Source organism: Undibacterium sp. SXout7W, from assembly GCF_049339385.1.
Taxonomy (GTDB): Bacteria; Pseudomonadota; Gammaproteobacteria; order Burkholderiales; family Burkholderiaceae_D; genus Undibacterium.
The window spans coordinates 396,276-418,616 of sequence record NZ_JBMPPF010000001.1 but is presented as its reverse complement, the minus strand read 5'-3'; the positions used below and the strand labels follow the sequence as shown (position 1 = coordinate 418,616).

Here is a 22,341-nt window from a genome sequence, read left to right as displayed (position 1 = left end):
TAGTTATTATCTAACTCTATTAATCTCATGCATATATCAAGAGTCGACCTGAATTTATTTAGTGTATTTGAGGCAATCTATACTGAAGGTAGTGTGACCAGGGCCAGTCAGCAGCTTAATCTGACACAACCGGCGATCAGCCACGCGCTAAACCGCTTGCGGCAACTATTCGATGACCCTTTATTTGTCCGCCAGGGCCATTCTATGGTGTCAACACCGCTGGCACGCAGCATCATCGAACCCGTCAGGCAAGCGTTACGGGGACTGGAAGTGACGTTGGCAGATACGGGGAAATTCGACCCAGCACAAGCCAGCAAACAATTTAATCTGGCACTGCGCGACGTACTGGAATCCACCATACTGCCGCCATTAATGGAAAGCATTACCCAGCAGGCGCCACAAATCAATCTGGCGGCAATACAAGTGGAACGGAGGGAATTAGTCAGTGAACTGGGAGCAGGCACGCTGGATGTGGCAATTGATATGCTGCTGCCACTGCCCAACGAGATACGTCGACAAAAGATTTTGCAAGACAATACGGTGATTCTGGTACGCCGTGATCACCCATTGATACAAGGAAGCATCGATCTCGACACGTATCTGAGAGCAGAACATATACTTGCCAGCTCCAGAAGGAAAGGTATGGGATTGGAAGATTTTGAACTTAGCCGACTAGGCCTTCAACGGCGGATACGCCTGCGTTGTCAGCATTACTTTGCGGCATGCAGGGTAGTCAGTCAGACAGATTTGTTACTGACGATGCCGGAAGCCTATGCAAAAATCGCCAATCAGCAATTTGATAATCAGATTTTGCCGCTCCCACTCAGCATGCCATCCTGGGACGTTTATCTGTATTGGCATCAGAACGTAGAAAATGATCCGTCCAACAGATGGCTAAGGCAGCAAATCATGATGTCATTTACATAAATCTGCATTGATCACGCCAAGGTGAAATGCAAGCTGTCTGTCTGCATCAAGATCATCTGTGATAAATGATGTAACTACGACTGATTACTTGGGTGTCTTTGGCTCATCCGGCAGCAGGCAGGCATCGATGATTTGCAAGTCATTGTCTTTGGCAAAACTCACAACGAAATGATATGCCAACGGCTCTATTTCCCTGATCGCTTCGTTCACAACGACGGAACGTACACCATTCAAAAGAATAGGACGCACATACGGCGAATACTGTAAATGAGCATTTCTGCCACCATCGGGACGGAAACAAGACATTGCGCCGCAGAGACGTTCAGCCCAATCACTGGGACGGAATTGCCTTCCATCGCTGGTTGTGCCCTGAATGAAAAATTCGCGGACTGTAGGAGAATGAGATTTTTTGGAATCGGCCATGTGCTCGGCTCGCTGTGACAGCAAAATTGAGGAAAACTGCATGCCATTATGTGACACCAAGCTTTCAGAATACTTCCATATTATATCTTATAGAAGACCTAATTCGAGATCTGCTCTTGAGATAAATACCGCCCCTCTGTTGAGCTAGCGTCCTTATCTCATTTCGCCCATTTATAGAGCAAAATAATGAAAAAATGACATGTTCTCAATCAAAAAATATCTTATTGATCAGTATTTATTGCAAGAACTGTACGAGATGTTTTTCTTTTAGCAGATGGAAGCAAGCATCGCGCCAGAAATGGAATTCTCACCACCATCGCTTGTAGCAATAATGGCAATAACAGACCGAAAAACAGTGACACAAATGCTTTCAGATCATCATTTTGCATATATTTACTGCACAAAGAAAAAATCTTCCACTCAATCCAGGAGTGAAAAATCAAGATAAACAAAGTACTCCCTCCAATATAGGCGAGTATTCTGGCGGCGGTATGACAACGCTGCAATAAAAACGACAAAGAAAGCGTCAAATAGATACCTAGTATTGCCTGCGCACTCACAATCCAGAACTGACCGTAATGCCGCATATGTAAATCCATAGTTTCATCAAACAGGATATGCAAAATGACAAAACAGAATAATGCAGCCAGAAAATAAATCCGGTGGAAACAAAAGTGAACGATATGCTCCTTGAGAGCATATCCGGCCAGAATAAAAGCGGCACTGACGCCAATCAGATCCGCACTCCAAGGCAAACCGGGGAAGTAATCCTGAGAATCATTCAACAAACGATTCCAGTATTGTAAAGTTTCAGAAGAGAACGGCCACTCTGTATGCATGACAAGCACGCCCGCACCCAGCATCGCCAATGATAAATAAAGAAGTGAGTTATTGCCGCATTGAAAGCTACCCGTTATCCGCAGCAACACAAATACGAATAGCAGACTCAAAAAGAGATGCGGCAGGTACCATAAAGGCACCCATTCAATGGTGTTGCCGGTAGCATATATAACGCCCGACAAATAAGCTGACCACGAAACGCCGGAAAGCAATATCCGCAATAGCCCCCAGCAAAGAAGCACGACAATATATGGCTTTAATATCGCATCAGCTTTGGTGAAAGCGAAGTCACTCAGCCGTCGGCTCTCTTTGAGGAAAACACCGGATAAAAAGAAAAACAGCGGCATATGAAACGAAAATATGACACGAAACAACTCTCCGTGCTCATGCGCCACCATCCAGTTATGACCTAACACAACCAGAAAAATACCCAGCCCCTTTGCAATATCAATCGTCTGATGACGACTGAAAATAGCACCACTGTGGTTGCCATCAGCATCAACAGTATCAGCAGACATGGAGCAATATCACCTTTGATATTGATTTGCAATTGTATAAGGCAGCATTACGCGCAAACTGGCGTGCCATCAGACCCAGACAGCAAACGACAGTAACAATAGCAACAGCATCCAGAGCAGCAACGCGCGCCACACAAGGCCGACTGCACTCTGCAATGCACGAGGCGAAGCCTCAGCGCCTGGCTGACTTTCGAGTTCCAGACTATCAACATCTACCGCAGAGGCATCCGCCTGCAAAATCATGGCCTTTTCCTCAGGCTCACCAAGGCGCACACCGAGAGCACCACCGCCAGCAGACAGAATAATTCCAACGACTTCGTCATTCCAGCGATCCGCATAATTACGCCAGGAATACACGGCATCTTCAAAATTACCGACAACAGCAAACGCCACTGCGGTCAATCTGGCGGGTATCCAATCTATCCAATAAAATACTTTTGCAGCGTACAAACCAAAAGCTTCATTTTTCATATGCTCAGGTTCAGTCCACGCTCTGGCAAGATACTCTGCCACCCGATACATCACCGCGCATGCGGGGCCCACTGGCATCAGGAACCAGAAAAAAACACCGAACACATTGCGATGTGTTGCAATCAAAGATTGCTCTACGGCGAGCCGGGAAATTTCAGAAACATCCATTCCTGTTGTATCAAGATGCGTCCACTCACTAAGGAAGCGACGCGCAGCATCCTCATCGCCACTGCTCAAGGCCAGCTGAATAGAGGTGAAATAATGGCTGTAACGACGGAATCCAAGAGTCAGGTAGACGATGATGATATTCCATGCCAGTGCAGCAAATGGACTCAGTCTCAGACATAGCCAATAAATCAAGGCTGTCGGTACGGTCAGTAAGCCGACAACAATCCACCATCCCAATCGACCATGTTTTTCTTTGCCAGCATTAAATGATGCTTCTATTTTTTTGGCAAAAATCTGTATCTGCGTATAGATAGGATTATCCGCTCGCAAAGGTTTCAGCTGTTCAATGAGCAATGCGCAGAGGATGGAGATGAATGTCATAGTCGATGAGGGTCTGGAGCTGAAAGTCAGCGCTCAAAATATTTGCAAGTACGGCAAGTGTAAACCGATTTACCTACTTTATGAAGCTTTGTCATAGAGTTACGGCAACAAGCCTACGCTCGTATCATGTGAAACAAATTTCGTAACATGCCAGCAGTTGCGCCCCAGATAAAATGTTTTTGATAGGGCATTGCATAAAAAACACGCTCGCCAGATCCATCGGGCAAAGCGTATGCGCGCCGCTGATGATTTTTACCATCCATCAGAAACGCTAATGGCACTTCGAAAATTGAAGCCACTTCACCTGGATCGGCCTTCAAATGAAACGGAGGTTGTACCAGTGAAACCACTGGCGTTACCTGATAGCCAGTACCTGTTTTATAGTCTGGCAAAGTACCAAGTATGCTTACGTGCTGTCGCTCAAGCCCGACTTCTTCTTCGGCTTCGCGTAAGGCAGTCTCCACTGGATTACTATCCAACTTCTCAACTCTCCCACCAGGAAAACTGATCTGACCTGCATGATGATTCAGATTAGCTGCTCTTTGGGTTAACAAGATAGTCAAACCATGATCACGGATAACAATGGGAATCAGTACCGATGCTGGACGAAAATCAAGGTTATTTGCCAATACATGCTCATCGGTCGATTCCGGTGTCCAGATACGCTGCCGCGCAAAACGCTGACGCAACCATTCCGGGGACAGATGTTCGGGATTGACAGCAGGTTCGTTTGCAAACGAATGGATCAGCAAATGTTCAGGATTAAAAATAAGTTGGCTCACGACATATCCATGTTCAAACAAAAAAAGGATGCCGAAGGCATCCTTTTTTGATACGGCATCAACAGATATATTACTCTGCTTTTGCTGCTGCAACTTTACGAGCTGGCAATTTCTCTTTGATACGTGCAGATTTACCAGAACGCTCACGCAAGTAGTACAACTTAGCACGACGTACATCACCGCGACGTTTCACTTCAATCGAAGCGATCAGTGGAGAATACAACTGGAATGTACGCTCAACGCCTTCACCGGAAGAAATTTTACGAACGATGAAGTTGGAATTCAAACCACGGTTACGACGGGAAATAACAACACCTTCGTAAGCCTGTGCACGTTTACGTGTACCTTCAACAACGTTAACGCTGACTACGACTGTATCACCTGGCGCAAAGTCAGGGATATTTTTACCGAGGCGAGCAATTTCTTCTTGCTCTAATTTTTGGATCAGATCCATTTTCATACTCCAATAACCATCTTGCCGACGCTGCAGATGAGTATCTGACTCATGCCCGGTAGAGGATGGGGGTTAACATGTGCACCGAAAGGTGCACGCTTATAGCCTTGTTTTCACAAGGAAACTGACAAACTACTTAAAAACTTTTCATCTGAACGGCTTAACAAACCTGCTTGTCGTGCCGCTAAAATCAAGTCCGGACGCTTCAGAGCACTCGCTTCGAGCGCACGCTGACGACGCCACTTCTCGATTTCAGCATGATTGCCGCTTATCAATACTGCAGGAACAGGTTTGTCTTCGAAGATTTCTGGTCTGGTGTAATGTGGACAATCCAGCAAACCGTTAACAAAACTGTCTTCAACAGCAGATGCACCGTCATGCAAAACACCAGGAATCTGTCTGATCACCGAATCCATTAACGCCATTGCCGGCAATTCTCCGCCAGACAGTACGAAATCTCCGAGACTGATCTCTTCATCAACGCAACTATCAAGCAAACGCTGATCAACAGCTTCATAGCGCCCACAAAGGAGAACCATGCCAGACAAATCAGCCATACTCATTACACGCTGATGAGTCAACGATTTACCTTGCGGAGACAAATAAATGACTTTAGGAACAGTGCGACCGAGCGCCTGCTGTCGTTCTTTTGCCGCCGAGATCGCTGCCTGCAGAGGCTTAGCCAGCATCACCATACCAGGGCCACCACCATAAGGACGATCATCAACACTACGATGGCGATCCGAAGTGAAATCCCGGGGATTCCACAGCTGCAGATGACATTTTTTTTGCTCGAACGCACGTCTTGTGACACCAGACTGCGTAATAGCAACAAACATTTCCGGAAACAGCGTGATGACATCAAACTGCATACAAATGCCTACTGAATCCATCGTGTTAATAGTCACTACCCCAATCAACCTGAATTTTGCCAGCCGATTGATTTACTTCTTTAACGAAGTTATCAACAAACGGGATCAGTTTTTCGTGCTTATGCAACTCAGCCTCTGGAATATCAGCCGCAGCAACCCGAAGAATAGGATGAGCTCCGTTATCCATCAAGTCTCTGACGATACCCAGATGATCGCCTTGCAAGTTTTCAACTTGTAAGCCAATCAGGTCCAACCAGTAAAATTCACCATCAGTCAATGGCGGAAAATGCTTACGAGAAATTTTGACTGTCGAGCCTTTCAGCGCCTCAGCCGCATTTCTGTCAGCAACACCAATGAGCTTTGCAACAACATCTTCACCATGAATTTTTGCATCCAGGCGTTCGACATCGTGCAAATCCGGCTTGTCTATCCACCATGTTTTAGCAGACAGCATTGCATCAGCATTAGAAGAGTAAGGACGAATCTTTACCCAACCATGAATACCAAATGCTCCCGAGATATAGCCAACCAAGACCAGATCTTCAGGAACATGAATTGCCGCAGGCATCGAAAGCAAACTATTACGCTGCTTTTTTACCAGACTGAGCAACCAGACGAGCAACTGCTGGAGACAGTTGTGCGCCTACGCCTTGCCAGTAAGCCAGGCGATCTGCTGCAACGCGAACTTCTTCAGCGTTGCCAGTCGCTACTGGATTATAAAAACCGATACGCTCGATAAAGCGACCATCACGACGATTACGGGAATCAGTCGCAACGATGTTGTAAAAAGGACGCTTTTTTGCGCCACCACGAGCTAAACGAATAACGACCATAATATTTCCAAAAAATGTTCTAAACGCGGAAAAAGCTGTAGATTATAGCCCGCTTCAAATAAAACAAGCAAGGACTATCCAGCACAGGAATCTGAAACGTGAGGATTTCGACACATAGTATGTGTATGAACTACAATCGAAGCTCTCCTTTTCAGGCTTTTACCAATGACCAACTCACATAAAAATAAAACATTGACGACATTACTGGCGGCAGTTGTCGGCAGTGTGGGACTGCATCGCTTCTATCTTTCTGGCTTCCATGACAAATGGGCTTGGCTGCATTTCATCTCGTTACCACTGTCATTGATACTAAACCATGTTTTTTTTGGCCTGCCCGGACTACTGACCTACGGCCCATTACTGCTTTCTTTTTTGGTTGCCTTATTAGAAGCGCTGGTTCTCGGTTTAATGTCTGACGAAAAATGGGATGCACATTACAACCAAAACTCAGGACAACACAGTGATTCATCGTGGCCATTGGCATTGATATTAGTACTAACCGTTGGCATCGGAGCAACTGCGCTCATTGCCACCATTGCAAGAGCATTTGACCTGCTCTATACAGGTGGCGCCTACGGCTAAATACCAGCAACACTAAAGACGACAATAGGAGTAATGTCTATCAGTAAAAATGGTCTGGTATAACAGACCAGACCATTTTTACTATCATCAGGCAATCGCCATCAGAACTGATCGTCAGACAATGCCAACACACCAGCACTGCCGTCAACGATCGATGAACGAAGACCTTGAGCCGCAGATAAAATATGATCCGCAAAAAACCGTGCTGTCGCAATTTTGGCTTTATAAAAGCTGCTATCGCTATCGCCTGATTGCAACTTCTGCTGCGCAATCAATGCGGCACGTGCCATCTGCCAACCGCCCAGCACAATACCCGCCAATTTCAGATACGGCACGCTACCTGCAAATACGCCCTTGATGTCTTGCTTGAAATTCGCAACCACATAAGCCACTACATCTTCCAGCGCAGCAGAACCAGCCGCCAATTGCTTCTGGATAGCCAGTAATTCAGGCTGATTTGTTGCCACCAGTGCCGCTTCCGTTTCACGGATATACGCAATCAATGCTCTTGCCGTCGCGCCGCCATCACGTGCTGTTTTACGTCCAACCAGATCGTTGGCCTGAATTGCTGTCGTGCCTTCGTAAATCGTCAGAATTTTGGCATCACGGTAATGCTGTGCCGCACCAGTTTCTTCGATGAAGCCCATGCCGCCATGCACTTGTACACCTGTTGATGTCACATCCAGCGACATTTCAGTAGACCAGCCCTTGACGATAGGAACCAGGTATTCATACACAGCCTGATTGGCTTTGCGAGTCGCTTCGTCTGCATGGTGGTGCGCAATATCGCTCAGCCCAGCTGCCACATACGCCAACGCACGCGCACCTTCTGTCTGTGCACGCATGGACATCAGCATGCGACGTACGTCAGGATGGTTGATGATCGCCACAGGACCAGCGGAGCCAGCCAGATCGCGTGACTGGATACGGTCTTTAGCGTACTGCACTGCTTTTTGATAAGCACGTTCCGCCACACCGATACCCTGCATGCCCACGCCGAAACGTGCCGCATTCATCATGATGAACATGTATTCCAGGCCACGGTTTTCTTCACCGACCAGCGTACCAATCGCACCGCCGTTGTCACCGAATTGCAGCACCGCAGTCGGACTGGCTTTAATACCCAGCTTATGCTCAATTGAGACACAGTGTGCGTCATTGCGAGCACCCAGACTGCCATCAGCATTGACCAGGAATTTTGGAACGATAAACAGAGAAATACCCTTCACGCCTTCCGGTGCATCTGGCGTACGCGCCAGCACCAGATGCACGATATTTTCTGCCATATCGTGCTCACCATAAGTGATGAAAATCTTGGTGCCAAAAATGTTGTATGTGCCATCGCCTTGAGGAACAGCACGGCTGCGCACCATCGCCAGATCGGAACCCGCCTGTGGCTCGGTCAGGTTCATGGTGCCGGTCCATTTACCAGAAATCAGATTTTCCAGATAAATTGCTTTCTGCTCATCACTACCCGCTGTCAGCAAAGCCTCAATGGCACCGTCTGTAAGCAATGGGCACAGTGCAAACGAAATGCTCGCTGAGTTCAGCATTTCAATACACGGTGTTGCTACCAGCTTCGGCAAGCCCTGCCCGCCAAACTCCTGCGGATGCTGCACACCCTGCCAGCCAGCCCCCCCAAACATCTTGAACGCTTCTTTGAAACCTTTGGTAGTAAAAACCTGCCCATCCTGCCAGTAACTAGGGGCTTTATCGCCTTCCCAATTCAACGGCGCAACGACCTCGCTCGCAAATTTTGCGTTTTCTTCCAAAACGGCCTCTACAGTTTCAGACGTAGCGTCTTCACAACCGGGTAAAGCATTCACTTCCGACAAACCGGCGAGTTCATTGATCGCGAACAGCATGTCTTTGACAGGTGCGACATAAGTCATGGCATTTCCTAAAAATAGAAAAGAAAAAGGACAGAATCAGCAATGTGTCACAACAACAAAAACATTGCTGTCAATGGCGCGACAAACCACTCATTCTGTCCAGTCTGGGCTAATTGACGGCCCGGAAATTCATTAAATCAGCCTAATTCAGCAACTAGTTGTGGCACGATTTCAAACAGATCGCCAACGATACCGTAATCAGCGACAGAGAAAATCGGTGCTTCCGGATCTTTATTGATCGCGACAATCGTTTTGGAATCCTTCATACCTGCCAGATGCTGGATCGCGCCAGAAATACCAACGGCGATATACAGTTGAGGCGCAACAATTTTACCGGTCTGACCAACCTGCCAATCGTTAGGAACGAAGCCCGCATCAACCGCTGCACGGGATGCACCCATCGCTGCGCCGAGTTTGTCTGCCAATGGTTCCAGCACTTTGAATGCATCTGCAGAACCCATACCACGACCGCCGGAAACGATGATTTTTGCCGCTGTCAACTCTGGACGATCAGACTTGGCAACTTCACGCGAAACAAACGCTGATTTTCCAGAATCAGCAACCGCAGCAATTGTCTCAACAGTAGCTGAACCACCGGTGGCAACAGCAGCATCAAAGCCCGTTGTACGGACAGTAATCACTTTAACTGCATCTGTAGATTGCACGGTCGCAATCGCATTACCGGCATAAATCGGACGTTCGAAAGTGTCCGGGGAGTCGATTTTAGTGATTTCAGAAATCTGAGAAACGTCGAGTTTAGCGGCGACGCGTGGCAGGATATTTTTACCGTAGGCAGTAGCCGGCGCCAGAATATGGCTGTAACCAGCAGCAACAGCCAATACCTGTTCAGCGATGTTCTCAGCCAGACCATCAGCAAAATGCGCTGCATCAGCATGTAATACCTTGCTGACACCTGCGATCTGTGCAGCCGCAGCGGCAGCTGCGCCAGCATTCGAGCCGGCAACCAGTACGTGCACATCACCGCCGCATTGAGTAGCGGCAGTAACGGTATTTAAAGTGCTGCCCTTGAGGCCAGCGTTGTCGTGTTCAGCGATGACGAGTGTAGTCATGATGTTTTCCACTTAATAAATCACCAGTATGCAATCTGGCGAAAAAATTCGTAAATAAGAATTAATAAAGCAACTAATCAATTAGCTATCAACAGCTGATTAACCAATCACTTTTGCTTCGTTCTTCAGCTTGGAAACCAGCGTCGCCACGTCAGGAACCATGATACCTGCGCTGCGTTTTGCTGGTTCAGCAACCTTTAGTGTTTTGACGCGGGAAGCAACGTCCACACCCAGATCGGCAGGTTTGACGTTATCCAGCTGCTTCTTTTTCGCTTTCATGATGTTAGGCAGAGTCACATAGCGTGGCTCATTCAAACGCAAATCAGTAGTCACGATCGCTGGCAAAGTCAGCGCAACGGATTCCAGACCGCCATCCACTTCACGCGTGACGGTTGCTTTGCCGTCAGCGACAGTTACTTTGGACGCGAAAGTTGCTTGTGGCCAGCCCAGTAATGCTGCCAGCATCTGGCCTGTCTGATTGCAGTCGTCATCAATGGCTTGCTTACCCAGAATGATCAGCTGCGGCTGTTCTTTGTCTGCCAGCGCCTTGAGCAGTTTTGCGACTGCCAGCGGTTGCAGTTCAGCATCAGTTTCGACCAAAATGCCACGATCTGCGCCGATTGCCATTGCTGTACGTAATGTTTCCTGACATTGCGCCACGCCGCAAGACACGGCGACGACTTCAGTCACGACACCAGCTTCTTTCAGGCGCGTTGCTTCTTCAACAGCGATTTCATCGAAAGGATTCATCGACATTTTGACGTTAGCGATATCCACGCCTGTGCCATCGGTTTTAACACGTACTTTGACGTTGTAATCGACTACTCGTTTAACTGGTACCAGGACTTTCATAGTTCTGCCTTTATGAGCTAATTTTTAAATACTAAGGGTATAACGGATTCCATCTGAAACTGCACAATTATCGTCAACAACGCCACTTGTGCCTATTTATACAGAATCTACAGAGGTAATATCTATAACAAGCAACGACTTGACGTATACGTCAACTGCGACAATTATAAAACAAAACATCAGAATTATACATAATTTAGCACGATCGTTCTTTTTAAGTCTATTTTCTCGTTAGAGTTTTCCCCCTAACAGATACATTCTAATACCGCTATTTAACGTATTTTCTATGGCTGGAAAATAAAAAAGCCTGCAAAAATTTGCAGGCTTTTTTGACTGTTGCGGCGAGTATCAGTAAAGACTACTTACGTTTAATGAAATACTCGAACTCTTTACTGTTTTCCAAATGCGACAACAGCTCGTTACCTGTCTGCTTAGAAAACGCTTTAAAGTCGCGCACTGATCCTGGATCGGTCGCTAATACGTGCAACACTTCACCAGCGACCATTTCGGCGAGCGCCTTTTTGGTCTTTAAAATTGGAAGAGGACAATTCAGTCCGCGCGCATCCAGTTCTTTATTGAATTGCATGATACTCCCTGTAGCGGCAGACTGAGTTTTCTCGGCTGCCAAACAATTGATGCACTAATTCTACCGGAATTTTCATCTTGATGGTGCGATGCAGCACACTAACAACAACATGCAAAATTTCATCTGAAATTTACGCACAAAAATGGTGAATCACCGAGTTTTATTCGTATAAAACATAATAAATTTGCCGTGAGGCAAATGACTATGCCGATGGCCACTCCATGAACTGAGGATCCAATCCTCGTGAACGCATCCAGTCAGCCATCGCATATCCGGTTCCTGCATTCCAAGGACGCAATTTTTCAGGTGCGATCAGACGAAACTCCAACAACTCTTCTGAGAGAACGATCTGACCGGATGCCTTAACGTGATAAGCAATAATGACTTCATTCTTTTTCATAAACTCATAGACACCAATCAAAGAAATCTGCTCTGCATCTAGATTCGTTTCTTCTTTCAGTTCTCTTGCAATTCCCTGCTCCGGCGTTTCACCGCGCTCCATGAAACCGGTAATCAGAGCAAACGTTTTTTCTGGCCACGCAGCATTTCGGGCCAGCAAGATATGTCCTTCGACTTCCACCAACGCCGCGAGCACAGGGAGTGGATTATCCCAATGCGTCCAATGTCCATCTGGACAAGAAAGGCGCAATTTATCTGCATCCTGCTCATCCTGGCGATGAATTAATGAGGCAGCACAAACAGGGCAAAAACGAATATCCATCACTATTCTCCTACGGAGTTCCAATGCTGTCGTGAGGTGCCAGACCGCAATCTGCCGCAACAAGTACGCCAAACAGGCTCAATGCGACACTCAACAACAATCTCTTTTTGCTTCAGGTAATAACTGCAATCATTACGGCTATCTCAACAATCTCAGCAGTCAAATAACGTCACATCGTCGTTTGATGGGCTACCAGAAAACCGAACCACACGGGTACAACGTTGTTTGGATATAAAAAAGGCTACTGACAAAGCGAATTTACCAGTAGCCCAATTTCAAACAGATTAAAACTAATAACGTGGGAGATCAGATACGGCCATTAATCCATTCAGCAACACCTGAAAGTGCATTTGCCAAGCCAGAAGGATCAGTACCACCCGCTTGCGCCATGTCTGGACGACCACCACCTTTGCCGCCGACTTGCTGCGCAACAAAGTTAACCAGATCACCAGCTTTGACTTTGGATGTGCTATCGGCTGTCACACCAGCGATCAGACTGACCTTGCCGTCGTTCACAGCGGCCAGCACGATAGCGGCGGTTTTCAATTTATCTTTCAGCTTGTCCATGGTTTCACGCAGGGCAGTGACGTCAGCCCCCTCCAGCGTCGCTGCCAACACCTTGATACCTTTAACCTCAACCGCTTTGCTGACCAGATCATCGCCCTGGCTGGATGCCATTTTTGATTTCAGCGTTGCCAGTTCTTTTTCCAAGGCCTTGACGTGATCCTGTACTTGTACGATACGAAGCGTCAGCTCTTCTGGCTGTGCCTTCAAGGTAGCGGCAGCTTCATTGATACGACTATTGAGGTTTTGCACCAGCGTCAGTGCAACTTCGCCCGCCACTGCTTCGACGCGACGGATGCCTGCCGCAACACCACCCTCAGCCACGATCTTGAATAAGCCGATATCACCAGTGCGTGAAACATGTGTACCACCGCACAGTTCACGGGAAGAACCGATATCAAGTACGCGGACTTCATCGCCGTATTTTTCACCAAACAATGCCATAGCGCCGTGTTTGACTGCATCATCAAAAGCCATCAACTGCGCGTTGGTGGCAGCATTCGCCAAAATTTCACGGTTGACGATGGTTTCTACCTGACGGATTTCATCCGCAGTCATCGGGCCGTTATGACTGAAGTCAAAGCGGGTTTTTTCTACGTCAACCAACGAACCTTTTTGCGCCACATGACTACCCAACACTTCACGCAAGGCTTTGTGCATCAAGTGCGTGGCTGAGTGATTGCGCATGGTTTGTGCACGAATTTCCGCATTCACTTCAGCCTTGACGTTTTGTACGATAGTCAGGCTACCTGATTTCAATGCACCGTGATGACCGAACACATCAGCCTGAATTTTTTGAGTGTCTGCAACTTCAAACACTGCGCCGTCCAATCCTATCAGTACGCCTGAGTCACCGCACTGACCGCCGGATTCAGCATAGAAAGGGGTCGTGTCGAGCACAACGATCGCTTGTTGACCTGCCTTGATTTCATTAACGGCACTGCCATCAACATACAACGCAACAACCTTCGCTTCGTGTTGCAACTGATCGTAGCCAACGAATTTGGTCTTATCGCCGCTGTATTCAATGGCAGTCGCCATTTTGAATTTACCGGCAGCGCGCGCAGTCTGTCTTTGTCTTTCCATCGCAGCATTGAAACCAGCCTCATCCAGCACGACATTACGCTCACGACAGATATCTGCGGTCAGATCGAGTGGGAAACCATAAGTGTCATACAAGGTGAACGCAGTTTCTCCGTCGAGGTTTTTACCGTCTTTGACGAGTGCTGCTTCCAGAATTTTCATACCGTGTTCCAGCGTCTCACCGAAACGTTCTTCTTCCGTTTTCAAAACTTGTGCAACGCGGTCAGCAACCTCGGCCAGCTCGGGATAAGCACCACCCATTTCCTTGACCAGATCTGCCACCAGCTTGTAGAAAAACGGCTGGCTTTGGCCCAATTTATGGCCATGACGCAAAGCACGGCGGGTAATGCGGCGCAACACATAGCCACGGCCTTCATTGCCCGGGATAATGCCATCAACGATCAGGAAACCAGCGCAACGGATATGATCGGCAATCACGCGCAGGGAATTGTTTTCCAGATCGGTACAACCAGTTTCACGTGCAGCCGCCTTGATCAGGTTTTGGAAAGTATCGATTTCATAGTTGGAGTGTACGTGCTGCAACACCGCTGACAAACGTTCCAGACCCATGCCCGTATCCACGCATGGTTTAGGCAATGGATGCAAAACACCGGCTTCATCCTTGTTGAACTGCATGAACACCAGATTCCAGATTTCAATGAAACGGTCACCATCTTCATCTGGTGATCCTGGAGGACCGCCCCAGATTTCAGGGCCGTGGTCATAGAAAATCTCAGTACACGGGCCGCACGGACCAGTATCCGCCATCTGCCAGAAGTTATCAGATGCGTAGCGCGCACCTTTGTTGTCACCGATACGAATAATGCGCTCTACCGGTACGCCGATCTCGTTTTTCCAGATTTCGTAAGCTTCGTCGTCTTCCTGATAAACAGTGACGGTCAGCTTGTCCTTTGGCAGTCCATAAACTGAGGTCAGCAATTCCCACGCATAGTGAATTGCGTCTTTCTTGAAATAATCGCCAAAAGAGAAATTACCCAGCATTTCAAAGAAAGTATGGTGACGCGCTGTGTAGCCGACGTTTTCCAGATCATTATGCTTACCGCCGGCACGGACGCTGCGTTGCGCTGTCGTGGCACGGGTATAGGCACGTTTGTCCTGACCAAGGAACACATCCTTGAACTGCACCATGCCGGAATTGGTGAACAGCAAGGTCGGGTCATTACCTGGAATCAAACTGGAAGAGCGCACACGGGTATGGCCCTTGGATTCGAAAAAGCTGAGGAATTTATCGCGGATTTCTGACGAGTTCATAGAGAGATAGTTCTAAGCTGAAAAATGGGTGTAACTTCTGATTATACGGTATAAATTCGACCGCAAACCGTCAGCCGCACACTGGTGGTCAGCATGTCAGATGTACAAATTGGTAAAAATGAAATATTTATTTTAAAAGCAAAAAAGCGCTCCGCCGAATGAAATGAAAGCTACATTCAGAAAAACGCTTTTTATATCTGCCTTACCTTACTACACGAATTACCCGCACCAATGGTTCCATGAACAAACCGTTTCTGCTTTGTAGGGGAAAATAAAAACAAGCTCACATGTCAGAACTGGGCTGTCGCCAGACTCAGGGATTATTGAGTATTACTTGTGCTGCTGGCGATATTGGCATTATGTTTTTTAGCAAAAATTCTTTTACTGGCACGGTTTTCCTCGTGTTCCAGCTTTACTTTTTCTGATTTGGTGACAACACCATCCGATTTTGCAGCTTGCTTATCGGCCTCAATTTTTGCCTCACGCTTCTCCAGGTTGGCAGATTCCTTCGCTGTCAGCGCGCCACTATCAATACCCTTTGCAATTCTTTTTTGCTGTCTTTCCTGACGCTTTTCTATGCGAGGTGTGTCCGTACTTTGTGCAAATACCGAACCTGCTAATAATGTGATGACCAGTGCGCTCGCAAATTTGATGGATTTCATGGTTAAGCTTTCTAAACGTATCGTGAATAAAATCAGTCTGTCGTCAGTCTGAAAAGAGAAGTAAATGACTGAACTTAAACAAAATTATCCCGAAAATGAATTGCATGGAAGCGAAGACAGTATCTGCTTCCATAGCGCCGCCGGGTCGGTTTTGCGTAAGTCCTGAGTGATATCAACTCGTGAGAATATAACGAGGTTGGACCTGCTCAGGCTGACCGAAAAAATGTAACCATTGTAAGCATTCGTAACGTCGATACGGTTACTACGATTACTACAGTTAATGACGTAGTATTGCGCAGCAATAAACTGCGCTTCGCCCTCTCCGTCTACTCCGATCGCCTTATCTGTATCCGTATATATTTCTGTGCACGACATTGCATCGCTGTTAAAAATCTGCAGAAATCAGGTCCAGACGATCAGTACATAAAGCATCCCCCCCCCATGCCAACACTTCGCTGGCACGCTCGGGAGTATTCACGGTGTAACACAACATTCCATAGCCGGCATCCTTGACCTGCCGGATCAATACCGGATTAAGATATTGGTGATTGGCATGCAAGGAGCGAGCGTCCAGCTCCTGTAACTGCGATTTCCAGTCGTGGCCAATACAGTCCATCAGCAACCCTCGGGGAATGCCTGGAGCAGCGTGTTTGGCGGCCATCAATGCAGTAAAAGAAAATGAAGAAAACAAAGGCAAATGCAGGATATCCGTCACCGCAATGTCGGAAAACAAGGCCTTTGTCAGTTCCGCAACGATGTTGCCGGTAGCAACTTCTGCCCCCTTCGATGGCTTGATTTCCACGTTCATCCAGATACCATGCTGACGGCAAAAACGTACGACATCGGCATACAAAGGAACAGGTTCACCCGTAAATGTCGCTGAAAACCAGGTGCCTGCATCCATACGGCATAAATCGATCGCCAGCGTCTCTGCAACACTCCCTGCTGCGCGTATCGTGCGGCCAAAGTATTCATCATGCATCAGCACAGGAACGCCATCCTTTGATAACATCACGTCAAACTCTACAGCAGCAAACCCGCATGCATGGCCGCAGCGCATTGCCGCAAGCGTGTTTTCGGGTGCGATGATACCGCCACCGCGATGAGCGAGTATCTTAGGATAGGGCCACATCATGCTCTCCATTTAAAACAATCAGGATAATCGAAGATGCCAACAACGTCCCCACAAAAAACTGCTCTTGGTCATATCCGTGTGCTGGACCTGACACGCATACTGGCTGGTCCCTGGTGCTCACAAAACCTGGCTGATCTCGGTGCCGAAGTGATCAAGGTTGAGCGTCCCGGCAGTGGCGACGATACGCGCAGCTGGGGGCCGCCATACCTGCGCGATGCAGCAGGCAACAATACAACAGAAGCTGCCTACTATCTGGCGGCCAATCGTGGCAAACAGGCTATTACGGTTGATATCGCCAGTGCCGAAGGTCAGGAAATCATCCGTGCGTTAGCAGCGACAGCCGACGTAGTACTGGAAAACTATAAGGTAGGCCAGTTAAAAAAATACGGGCTCGATTATGAGTCGCTGAAAAAAATCAAACCTGACCTCGTATATTGTTCCATTACAGGCTTTGGTCAGGATGGCCCCTATGCACATCGGGCAGGTTATGACTTTATTTTGCAAGGCATGGGTGGATTTATGTCGATTACCGGGGAGAGAGATGATTTACCTGGCGGCGGGCCGCAAAAGGCAGGTATCGCCATCACCGATCTGATGACGGGCATGTATTCCACCATCGCCGTTCTGGCGGCGTTGACACACCGCGACCGGACCGGTGAGGGGCAATATATTGATATGGCTCTGCTGGATGTGCAGGTCGCCATGATGGCAAATATGAACACCAATTATTTGTCGAGTGGTGTCGTTCCAAAGCGCTGGGGCAATGCCCATCCGAATATCGTTCCTTATCAAACCTTCGCCACATCTGATGGGCACATCATCGTGGCAGCAGGCAATGATGGCCAGTATCGCAAATTTGTGCAGGCTGGCGGACAACCGGCACTGGCCGATGATACTCGTTTCAATACCAATCCGGGACGGATCGCTCATCGCGATATTTTAGTGCCGTTACTGGCCGACATGGTCAGACAAAAAACCAAACATGAATGGATCGATTTGCTGGAAGCAGCGGGCGTTCCCTGCGGTCCTATCAATCAAATCAATGAGGTATTTGAGAATCCACAAGTGATTGCCCGCGATATGCAACTGACCCTGCCGCATCCAACGGCAGGAGAAGTGAAGCTGGTTGCCAGCCCGATGAAACTATCCACAACTCCTGTGCAATATCCAGCCGCACCGCCGCTGTTGGGACAGCATACTGACCAGATTCTGGGAAGCATTCTGGGGTACAGCGACGAGCAACTCTCTGCACTCAGACAGAAAAATATCATCTGAGTTTATTTTTGCGGATTCTCCGAGGGCGCTCTCAGAATTCGCATGCTAATGTCACCAACATAAAAGCACGCGAAACACAGATTGGCAATGTTGCGCCAGTCCTGATGCGCTGAAATAAATACCGTGCAATCTGCACTTCAACATACCATCAGACCCGCATCGACAGCATATCGGCACAAATCACCACCGGCACCGGCATTGGCAGCGCTGGCGCCGGAAATCCTGCCTTTCGTCATATTCCGCTATTCGTTTTTGCAGACATTCGCTACCATCGTCAAACCGATGACTTCTGATCAATGCCACCTACTCAGGTCTTGCACCTCGCACAATGACAAGCTCTCTTGACAAGCTCTCACAAGGTTTTCAACACTATTGCCAGACCCGGCTAGATTTCGACCGGAAAAAACTGATCCAAAGAATCATCGGCGATGCGCCACGCATGCTGATCATCAATACCTTATGCGCGTTGTTGGTGACCTACATATTGCATACCGGTCACGGCCTGTTTGAAAACTGGGTATTTTCCATGTGCATAGGCATCACCGCCTATACTCTGGTCTCAGTTTCAAAGTATCTGGTCTGGGGCGCAGGCAATCCCAACACACTGGTGTATTACCTGATGTGCCTGATCTTAGGACCAGTCGCATTTTTCATTGGATCGGTCATTGCGGCAATGTTGTTTGGTTACCCGTGGATCGCCGTGCTGCATTTTGAACTGCAGTCAGCCGGAACGTTTATCACGGTCACGATTTTTGTCAGCTGCATCTCGGCATGGTTTTTCTGGAATCGCATCCGCATGGCAGAACTGGTCGCAGCGGCCGAATCAGAGAAAGCTAAAGCCGCCTCGATAGAACGACAAGCCATGCAGGCGCAACTGCAACTATTGCAGGCACAGATTGAGCCACATATGCTTTTTAATACGCTGGCAAATTTGCAAGGTTTGATTGCCATTGATCCAGAGCGTGCGCAACACATGCTCGCACAGCTGATCACATATTTGCGAGCCACACTCAGCTCATCCAGAGCAGAATCGACGACGCTGAAACAAGAATTCAGCCTGATGCAGGCATATCTCGAACTGCTGACGATACGCATGGGGCGACGCCTCAGCTATCAACTGGATTTACCCGCCGAGATGGACACCATCGAAATCGCACCGATGCTGTTGCAGCCGCTGGTAGAAAACGCCATCAAACACGGACTGGAACCTAAACTCGATGGCGGGCATATTCACGTCACCGCATACAGAGACGTCAACTTTTTACATCTGCAAGTGACCGACACAGGGCTGGGTTTGCCTTTCGATTACGATGACCATACAACACAGCCGACAACGACAGGACATCATGTGGGCAACGCCAATATCCGTGACCGTTTGCTGGCACTGTACGGCAGCAATGCCAGTCTGGAATTAACAGCGCACCAGCCTCAGGGAACCGTTGCGCACCTGCGGATTCCAACCGCAGCTCCCACCAACGAAAAATGCAATGGATAATGCAACGGATAATGCACATCATGACTGACAAATATCTGCAGCCACATTGACTCTATTTTTTATACGATACTTTTATCAGACTTCATTCCAGAACCGACCATCATGCTAACTAAACGCGCACTGATCGCAGAAGACGAACCCATCTTATCGTTGACCTTACAAAAAATGCTGGAAAAACTCTGGCCAGAACTACAGCTCTGCGCCATCGTGGACAATGGTGTCGCGGCGGTTCATGAAGCATTGAAGCAGTTGCCGGATATTCTGTTTCTCGATATCAAAATGCCGGGACAGACAGGACTGGAAGCCGCGCGGGAACTGGCAGAGGAATGGCCGGAGGACAAAGCTTTCCCGCTGATCGTGTATGTCACGGCATATGATGAGTTTGCCTTGTCGGCATTTGAACATTCAGCGGTTGACTACGTATTAAAACCAATCAGTGAAGAAAGAATGAGCAAGACCGTACAACGTCTGCGCTCCAGACTGGAAGACAGTTCCCAGCAAGCGACGGAACTCGAACGGGTGCTGGGCCAATTACGCCATTTGCTGCCCGGCAGCGCCGGCAATAGCAACAATACCGACCTTGCCACGCAATTTCAGCCCACAGAACGTCTGAGCCTGATCCGTGCTGCTGTTGGTAATCAGATACGCATGATTCCCGTTGAAGAGGTCTTGTACTTTGAGGCAACAGATAAATATATTAACGTTGTCACTGCCGAACATTCCTCCCTGATACGCAGCAGCTTGCGGGAACTGTTGCCACAACTCGATCATCATGTGTTTTGGCAGATACATCGCAGTACCGTGGTCAATAGTCGCCATATTCATCTCGCCAACAAGGATGAAGCCGGTAAAATCACCCTCAGGCTGCGTGGCAGCGACGATAAATTATCCGTCAGCAGGGTCTATGCCCATTTGTTCAGACAAATGTAAACGTTTCCCTGCTGCGATCTGACTGTTTGATGATATGAAAAAATCCCTGACGCAATTACGCTGGCAATGCAAGGCATTTGCCGATCTGAGCAATACCCAGCTACATCGCATCTATGCGGCAAGAAATGCCGTCTTTATTGTGGAGCAAGCGTGTCCATATCAAGACATCGATCACAAAGACCCACTCTGTCATCATCTGATTGCCTGGGATGAAGAAGACCAGATCGCCGCTTATCTGCGCATCCTACCGGCCGGCATCAGCTTTGACGAAGCATCACTGGGACGGGTACTGAGCACAAAAGCGTGGCGTGGCAGTGGCGTTGGACAAGCGCTGATGAGCAATGGTATCAAGGCGCTCCGGCAATTATATCCGGGAGCGGCGGTACGAATAGGCGCGCAGGCGTATCTGGAAAAATTTTACGGCAGCTTTGGTTTTCAGACTGTCAGCGCAGTGTATCTGGAGGACGATATACCGCATATCGACATGCTTCTGCCGGCGGCTGAGTGATTTCACGGGTAAATCGATTATAATGCTGTCAAATCAATGACTTACTGAACTTATTATGCCGGTAGCAACACTTTCTCCAGAAACACCTTACGTCAATATCTCCGCTTACAAATTTATCACTTTCGACGACACAGCAGAAAAGCGCCAGTCGTTCATCGATAAATGCCAGGAACTCAATCTCAAAGGTACGATTTTACTGACACCAGAAGGCATCAATATGTTTCTCGCTGGCCTGCGCCACGAGATCGATGCCTACATGGATTGGCTGCATCAGGATGCGCGTTTTGCCGATATCGTTGCCAAAGAAAGCTTTTCTGATCGTCAGCCTTTCACCAAATTACTGGTCAAGCTGAAAGCAGAAATCATCACCATGCGCATGCCACTGATCAAACCGGAAGACGGTCGCGCACCGTCCGTCGATGCGCATACACTCAAGCGCTGGCTGGATCAAGGACATGATGACAACGGCAAACCCGTTGTGATGGTCGATACACGGAATGACTTTGAAGTCGATGTGGGCAGTTTTGATAACACGATCGACTATCGCATCAGCAAGTTCACCGAATTCCCGGCTGTGATCGAGGAAAACCGTGATGCGCTGAATGACAAGACGGTGGTGACGTTCTGCACTGGTGGTATCCGCTGTGAGAAAGCCGCAATCCACATGCAAAATGTTGGCTTCAACAGCGTGTACCAGCTGGAAGGCGGTATTCTCAAGTATTTTGAAGAAGTCGGCGGTGATCATTATCACGGTGACTGCTTCGTCTTTGACTACCGTACCGCGCTCAATCCCCAACTCGAAGCAACCGATACCAAGCAATGCTTCGCCTGCCGCGCTGTCGTCACTCCACGCGAACAATTATCCCCTTGGTATGTTCCCGGCAAATCCTGCCCACACTGCCAGAAAGAAACAGCGGTCGCTGCGTCAGCATCAGATACGTCAACCAGGCATTTATCGGCAGATTAATCAGCACTTCATCCGCCCGCGAAATTGTGCCTGAGTCGTGTCTGGATGCTCGTCTGGATTCGTTTTTGCTTGATGTCC

23 protein-coding genes are annotated in these 22,341 nt (G+C 48.2%); 7 read left to right on the top strand and 16 right to left on the bottom strand.

Going from position 1 to position 22,341, the window contains the following annotated elements:
• The first annotated feature begins 27 nt into the window (after window positions 1-27).
• The gene (locus ACO0LB_RS01840) at window positions 28-927 is read left to right on the top strand and encodes a LysR family transcriptional regulator (RefSeq protein ID WP_423045889.1); all 900 of its coding nucleotides are present in this window, start codon (window positions 28-30) and stop codon (window positions 925-927) included.
• A gap of 84 nt (window positions 928-1,011) precedes the next feature.
• Here ACO0LB_RS01840 and ACO0LB_RS01835 read toward each other — a convergent pair whose 3' ends face one another.
• The 8 genes from ACO0LB_RS01835 to rpsP form a co-directional block, all read right to left on the bottom strand.
• Complete coding sequence (locus tag ACO0LB_RS01835; RefSeq protein WP_423045887.1) at window positions 1,012-1,350, bottom strand: DUF3579 domain-containing protein; 339 nt, start codon at window positions 1,348-1,350, stop codon at window positions 1,012-1,014.
• Between the two features lie 221 nt (window positions 1,351-1,571).
• Complete coding sequence (locus tag ACO0LB_RS01830; RefSeq protein WP_423045885.1) at window positions 1,572-2,708, bottom strand: acyltransferase family protein; 1,137 nt, start codon at window positions 2,706-2,708, stop codon at window positions 1,572-1,574.
• A gap of 69 nt (window positions 2,709-2,777) precedes the next feature.
• Complete coding sequence (locus ACO0LB_RS01825) at window positions 2,778-3,728, bottom strand: CobD/CbiB family protein (protein ID WP_423045883.1); 951 nt, start codon at window positions 3,726-3,728, stop codon at window positions 2,778-2,780.
• 113 nt (window positions 3,729-3,841) lie between these two features.
• Window positions 3,842-4,510 (bottom strand): CoA pyrophosphatase, encoded by a 669-nt coding sequence (locus tag ACO0LB_RS01820; protein ID WP_423045881.1) that lies wholly within the window; start codon window positions 4,508-4,510, stop codon window positions 3,842-3,844.
• A gap of 70 nt (window positions 4,511-4,580) precedes the next feature.
• Window positions 4,581-4,964 carry a 50S ribosomal protein L19 gene (rplS, locus tag ACO0LB_RS01815; protein WP_423045879.1) on the bottom strand — a complete coding sequence of 128 codons (384 nt, stop codon included), beginning with the start codon at window positions 4,962-4,964 and terminating at the stop codon, window positions 4,581-4,583.
• A gap of 113 nt (window positions 4,965-5,077) precedes the next feature.
• The gene (gene trmD / locus ACO0LB_RS01810; RefSeq protein WP_423045877.1) at window positions 5,078-5,836 is read right to left on the bottom strand and encodes a tRNA (guanosine(37)-N1)-methyltransferase TrmD; all 759 of its coding nucleotides are present in this window, start codon (window positions 5,834-5,836) and stop codon (window positions 5,078-5,080) included.
• A 25-nt stretch (window positions 5,837-5,861) separates the two neighbouring features.
• Window positions 5,862-6,404 carry a ribosome maturation factor RimM gene (gene rimM, locus ACO0LB_RS01805; RefSeq protein WP_423046134.1) on the bottom strand — a complete coding sequence of 181 codons (543 nt, stop codon included), beginning with the start codon at window positions 6,402-6,404 and terminating at the stop codon, window positions 5,862-5,864.
• A 13-nt stretch (window positions 6,405-6,417) separates the two neighbouring features.
• The gene (rpsP, locus tag ACO0LB_RS01800; protein ID WP_423045876.1) at window positions 6,418-6,669 is read right to left on the bottom strand and encodes a 30S ribosomal protein S16; all 252 of its coding nucleotides are present in this window, start codon (window positions 6,667-6,669) and stop codon (window positions 6,418-6,420) included.
• 165 nt (window positions 6,670-6,834) lie between these two features.
• Between rpsP and ACO0LB_RS01795 the strand changes: the two genes are divergently transcribed.
• Window positions 6,835-7,251 (top strand): hypothetical protein, encoded by a 417-nt coding sequence (locus tag ACO0LB_RS01795; RefSeq protein WP_423045874.1) that lies wholly within the window; start codon window positions 6,835-6,837, stop codon window positions 7,249-7,251.
• 101 nt (window positions 7,252-7,352) lie between these two features.
• Here the strand turns inward: ACO0LB_RS01795 and ACO0LB_RS01790 are convergent, their stop codons facing one another.
• The 8 genes from ACO0LB_RS01790 to ugpQ all read right to left on the bottom strand — a co-directional run bounded on the left by ACO0LB_RS01790 (window position 7,353) and on the right by ugpQ (window position 17,088).
• The gene (locus tag ACO0LB_RS01790) at window positions 7,353-9,143 is read right to left on the bottom strand and encodes an acyl-CoA dehydrogenase (RefSeq protein WP_423045872.1); all 1,791 of its coding nucleotides are present in this window, start codon (window positions 9,141-9,143) and stop codon (window positions 7,353-7,355) included.
• A gap of 137 nt (window positions 9,144-9,280) precedes the next feature.
• The gene (locus tag ACO0LB_RS01785; RefSeq protein WP_423045870.1) at window positions 9,281-10,213 is read right to left on the bottom strand and encodes an electron transfer flavoprotein subunit alpha/FixB family protein; all 933 of its coding nucleotides are present in this window, start codon (window positions 10,211-10,213) and stop codon (window positions 9,281-9,283) included.
• A 99-nt stretch (window positions 10,214-10,312) separates the two neighbouring features.
• The gene (locus ACO0LB_RS01780) at window positions 10,313-11,065 is read right to left on the bottom strand and encodes an electron transfer flavoprotein subunit beta/FixA family protein (protein WP_423045868.1); all 753 of its coding nucleotides are present in this window, start codon (window positions 11,063-11,065) and stop codon (window positions 10,313-10,315) included.
• A gap of 358 nt (window positions 11,066-11,423) precedes the next feature.
• Window positions 11,424-11,651 (bottom strand): sulfurtransferase TusA family protein, encoded by a 228-nt coding sequence (locus tag ACO0LB_RS01775; RefSeq protein ID WP_423045866.1) that lies wholly within the window; start codon window positions 11,649-11,651, stop codon window positions 11,424-11,426.
• Window positions 11,652-11,853: 202 nt separating this feature from the next.
• Window positions 11,854-12,372 carry an NUDIX domain-containing protein gene (locus tag ACO0LB_RS01770; protein ID WP_423045864.1) on the bottom strand — a complete coding sequence of 173 codons (519 nt, stop codon included), beginning with the start codon at window positions 12,370-12,372 and terminating at the stop codon, window positions 11,854-11,856.
• Between the two features lie 306 nt (window positions 12,373-12,678).
• Complete coding sequence (gene alaS, locus ACO0LB_RS01765; protein WP_423045862.1) at window positions 12,679-15,291, bottom strand: alanine--tRNA ligase; 2,613 nt, start codon at window positions 15,289-15,291, stop codon at window positions 12,679-12,681.
• Between the two features lie 320 nt (window positions 15,292-15,611).
• Window positions 15,612-15,953: a hypothetical protein gene (locus tag ACO0LB_RS01760; RefSeq protein ID WP_423045860.1), complete on the bottom strand. Its 342-nt coding sequence runs from the start codon at window positions 15,951-15,953 to the stop codon at window positions 15,612-15,614.
• 385 nt (window positions 15,954-16,338) lie between these two features.
• Window positions 16,339-17,088, bottom strand: coding sequence for a glycerophosphodiester phosphodiesterase (gene ugpQ / locus ACO0LB_RS01755; protein ID WP_423045859.1), 750 nt, complete (start codon window positions 17,086-17,088; stop codon window positions 16,339-16,341).
• A gap of 33 nt (window positions 17,089-17,121) precedes the next feature.
• Between ugpQ and ACO0LB_RS01750 the strand changes: the two genes are divergently transcribed.
• From ACO0LB_RS01750 to ACO0LB_RS01730, 5 genes are all read left to right on the top strand, one after another.
• Entirely contained in the window at window positions 17,122-18,363 is a 1,242-nt protein-coding gene (locus tag ACO0LB_RS01750; RefSeq protein ID WP_423045857.1) for a CaiB/BaiF CoA transferase family protein, read from the top strand.
• 328 nt (window positions 18,364-18,691) lie between these two features.
• A complete protein-coding gene (locus ACO0LB_RS01745) occupies window positions 18,692-19,858 on the top strand; it encodes a sensor histidine kinase (protein ID WP_423045855.1) in 1,167 nt (388 codons plus the stop codon).
• Between the two features lie 102 nt (window positions 19,859-19,960).
• Window positions 19,961-20,788: a LytR/AlgR family response regulator transcription factor gene (locus tag ACO0LB_RS01740; RefSeq protein ID WP_423045854.1), complete on the top strand. Its 828-nt coding sequence runs from the start codon at window positions 19,961-19,963 to the stop codon at window positions 20,786-20,788.
• A 34-nt stretch (window positions 20,789-20,822) separates the two neighbouring features.
• A complete protein-coding gene (locus ACO0LB_RS01735; protein WP_423045852.1) occupies window positions 20,823-21,296 on the top strand; it encodes a GNAT family N-acetyltransferase in 474 nt (157 codons plus the stop codon).
• A 55-nt stretch (window positions 21,297-21,351) separates the two neighbouring features.
• Window positions 21,352-22,263: a sulfurtransferase gene (locus ACO0LB_RS01730; protein WP_423045850.1), complete on the top strand. Its 912-nt coding sequence runs from the start codon at window positions 21,352-21,354 to the stop codon at window positions 22,261-22,263.
• The last annotated feature ends 78 nt before the right edge of the window (window positions 22,264-22,341 follow it).

What these genes read in the sequence shown, in the direction of transcription:
- alaS (WP_423045862.1), bottom strand. Translation starts at nt 15,291, where the DNA reads ATGAACTCGTCAGAAATCCGCGATAAATTCCTCAGCTTTTTCGAATCC.
- ACO0LB_RS01830 (WP_423045885.1), bottom strand. Translation starts at nt 2,708, where the DNA reads ATGTCTGCTGATACTGTTGATGCTGATGGCAACCACAGTGGTGCTATT.
- ACO0LB_RS01835 (WP_423045887.1), bottom strand. Translation starts at nt 1,350, where the DNA reads ATGGCCGATTCCAAAAAATCTCATTCTCCTACAGTCCGCGAATTTTTC.
- ACO0LB_RS01740 (WP_423045854.1), top strand. Translation starts at nt 19,961, where the DNA reads ATGCTAACTAAACGCGCACTGATCGCAGAAGACGAACCCATCTTATCG.
- ACO0LB_RS01770 (WP_423045864.1), bottom strand. Translation starts at nt 12,372, where the DNA reads ATGGATATTCGTTTTTGCCCTGTTTGTGCTGCCTCATTAATTCATCGC.
- ACO0LB_RS01790 (WP_423045872.1), bottom strand. Translation starts at nt 9,143, where the DNA reads ATGACTTATGTCGCACCTGTCAAAGACATGCTGTTCGCGATCAATGAA.
- rplS (WP_423045879.1), bottom strand. Translation starts at nt 4,964, where the DNA reads ATGGATCTGATCCAAAAATTAGAGCAAGAAGAAATTGCTCGCCTCGGT.
- ACO0LB_RS01780 (WP_423045868.1), bottom strand. Translation starts at nt 11,065, where the DNA reads ATGAAAGTCCTGGTACCAGTTAAACGAGTAGTCGATTACAACGTCAAA.
- rimM (WP_423046134.1), bottom strand. Translation starts at nt 6,404, where the DNA reads ATGCCTGCGGCAATTCATGTTCCTGAAGATCTGGTCTTGGTTGGCTAT.
- ACO0LB_RS01785 (WP_423045870.1), bottom strand. Translation starts at nt 10,213, where the DNA reads ATGACTACACTCGTCATCGCTGAACACGACAACGCTGGCCTCAAGGGC.
- ACO0LB_RS01750 (WP_423045857.1), top strand. Translation starts at nt 17,122, where the DNA reads ATGCCAACAACGTCCCCACAAAAAACTGCTCTTGGTCATATCCGTGTG.
- rpsP (WP_423045876.1), bottom strand. Translation starts at nt 6,669, where the DNA reads ATGGTCGTTATTCGTTTAGCTCGTGGTGGCGCAAAAAAGCGTCCTTTT.
- ACO0LB_RS01795 (WP_423045874.1), top strand. Translation starts at nt 6,835, where the DNA reads ATGACCAACTCACATAAAAATAAAACATTGACGACATTACTGGCGGCA.
- ugpQ (WP_423045859.1), bottom strand. Translation starts at nt 17,088, where the DNA reads ATGATGTGGCCCTATCCTAAGATACTCGCTCATCGCGGTGGCGGTATC.
- ACO0LB_RS01825 (WP_423045883.1), bottom strand. Translation starts at nt 3,728, where the DNA reads ATGACATTCATCTCCATCCTCTGCGCATTGCTCATTGAACAGCTGAAA.
- ACO0LB_RS01745 (WP_423045855.1), top strand. Translation starts at nt 18,692, where the DNA reads ATGACAAGCTCTCTTGACAAGCTCTCACAAGGTTTTCAACACTATTGC.
- ACO0LB_RS01730 (WP_423045850.1), top strand. Translation starts at nt 21,352, where the DNA reads ATGCCGGTAGCAACACTTTCTCCAGAAACACCTTACGTCAATATCTCC.
- ACO0LB_RS01760 (WP_423045860.1), bottom strand. Translation starts at nt 15,953, where the DNA reads ATGAAATCCATCAAATTTGCGAGCGCACTGGTCATCACATTATTAGCA.
- ACO0LB_RS01735 (WP_423045852.1), top strand. Translation starts at nt 20,823, where the DNA reads ATGAAAAAATCCCTGACGCAATTACGCTGGCAATGCAAGGCATTTGCC.
- ACO0LB_RS01840 (WP_423045889.1), top strand. Translation starts at nt 28, where the DNA reads ATGCATATATCAAGAGTCGACCTGAATTTATTTAGTGTATTTGAGGCA.
- ACO0LB_RS01775 (WP_423045866.1), bottom strand. Translation starts at nt 11,651, where the DNA reads ATGCAATTCAATAAAGAACTGGATGCGCGCGGACTGAATTGTCCTCTT.
- trmD (WP_423045877.1), bottom strand. Translation starts at nt 5,836, where the DNA reads ATGCAGTTTGATGTCATCACGCTGTTTCCGGAAATGTTTGTTGCTATT.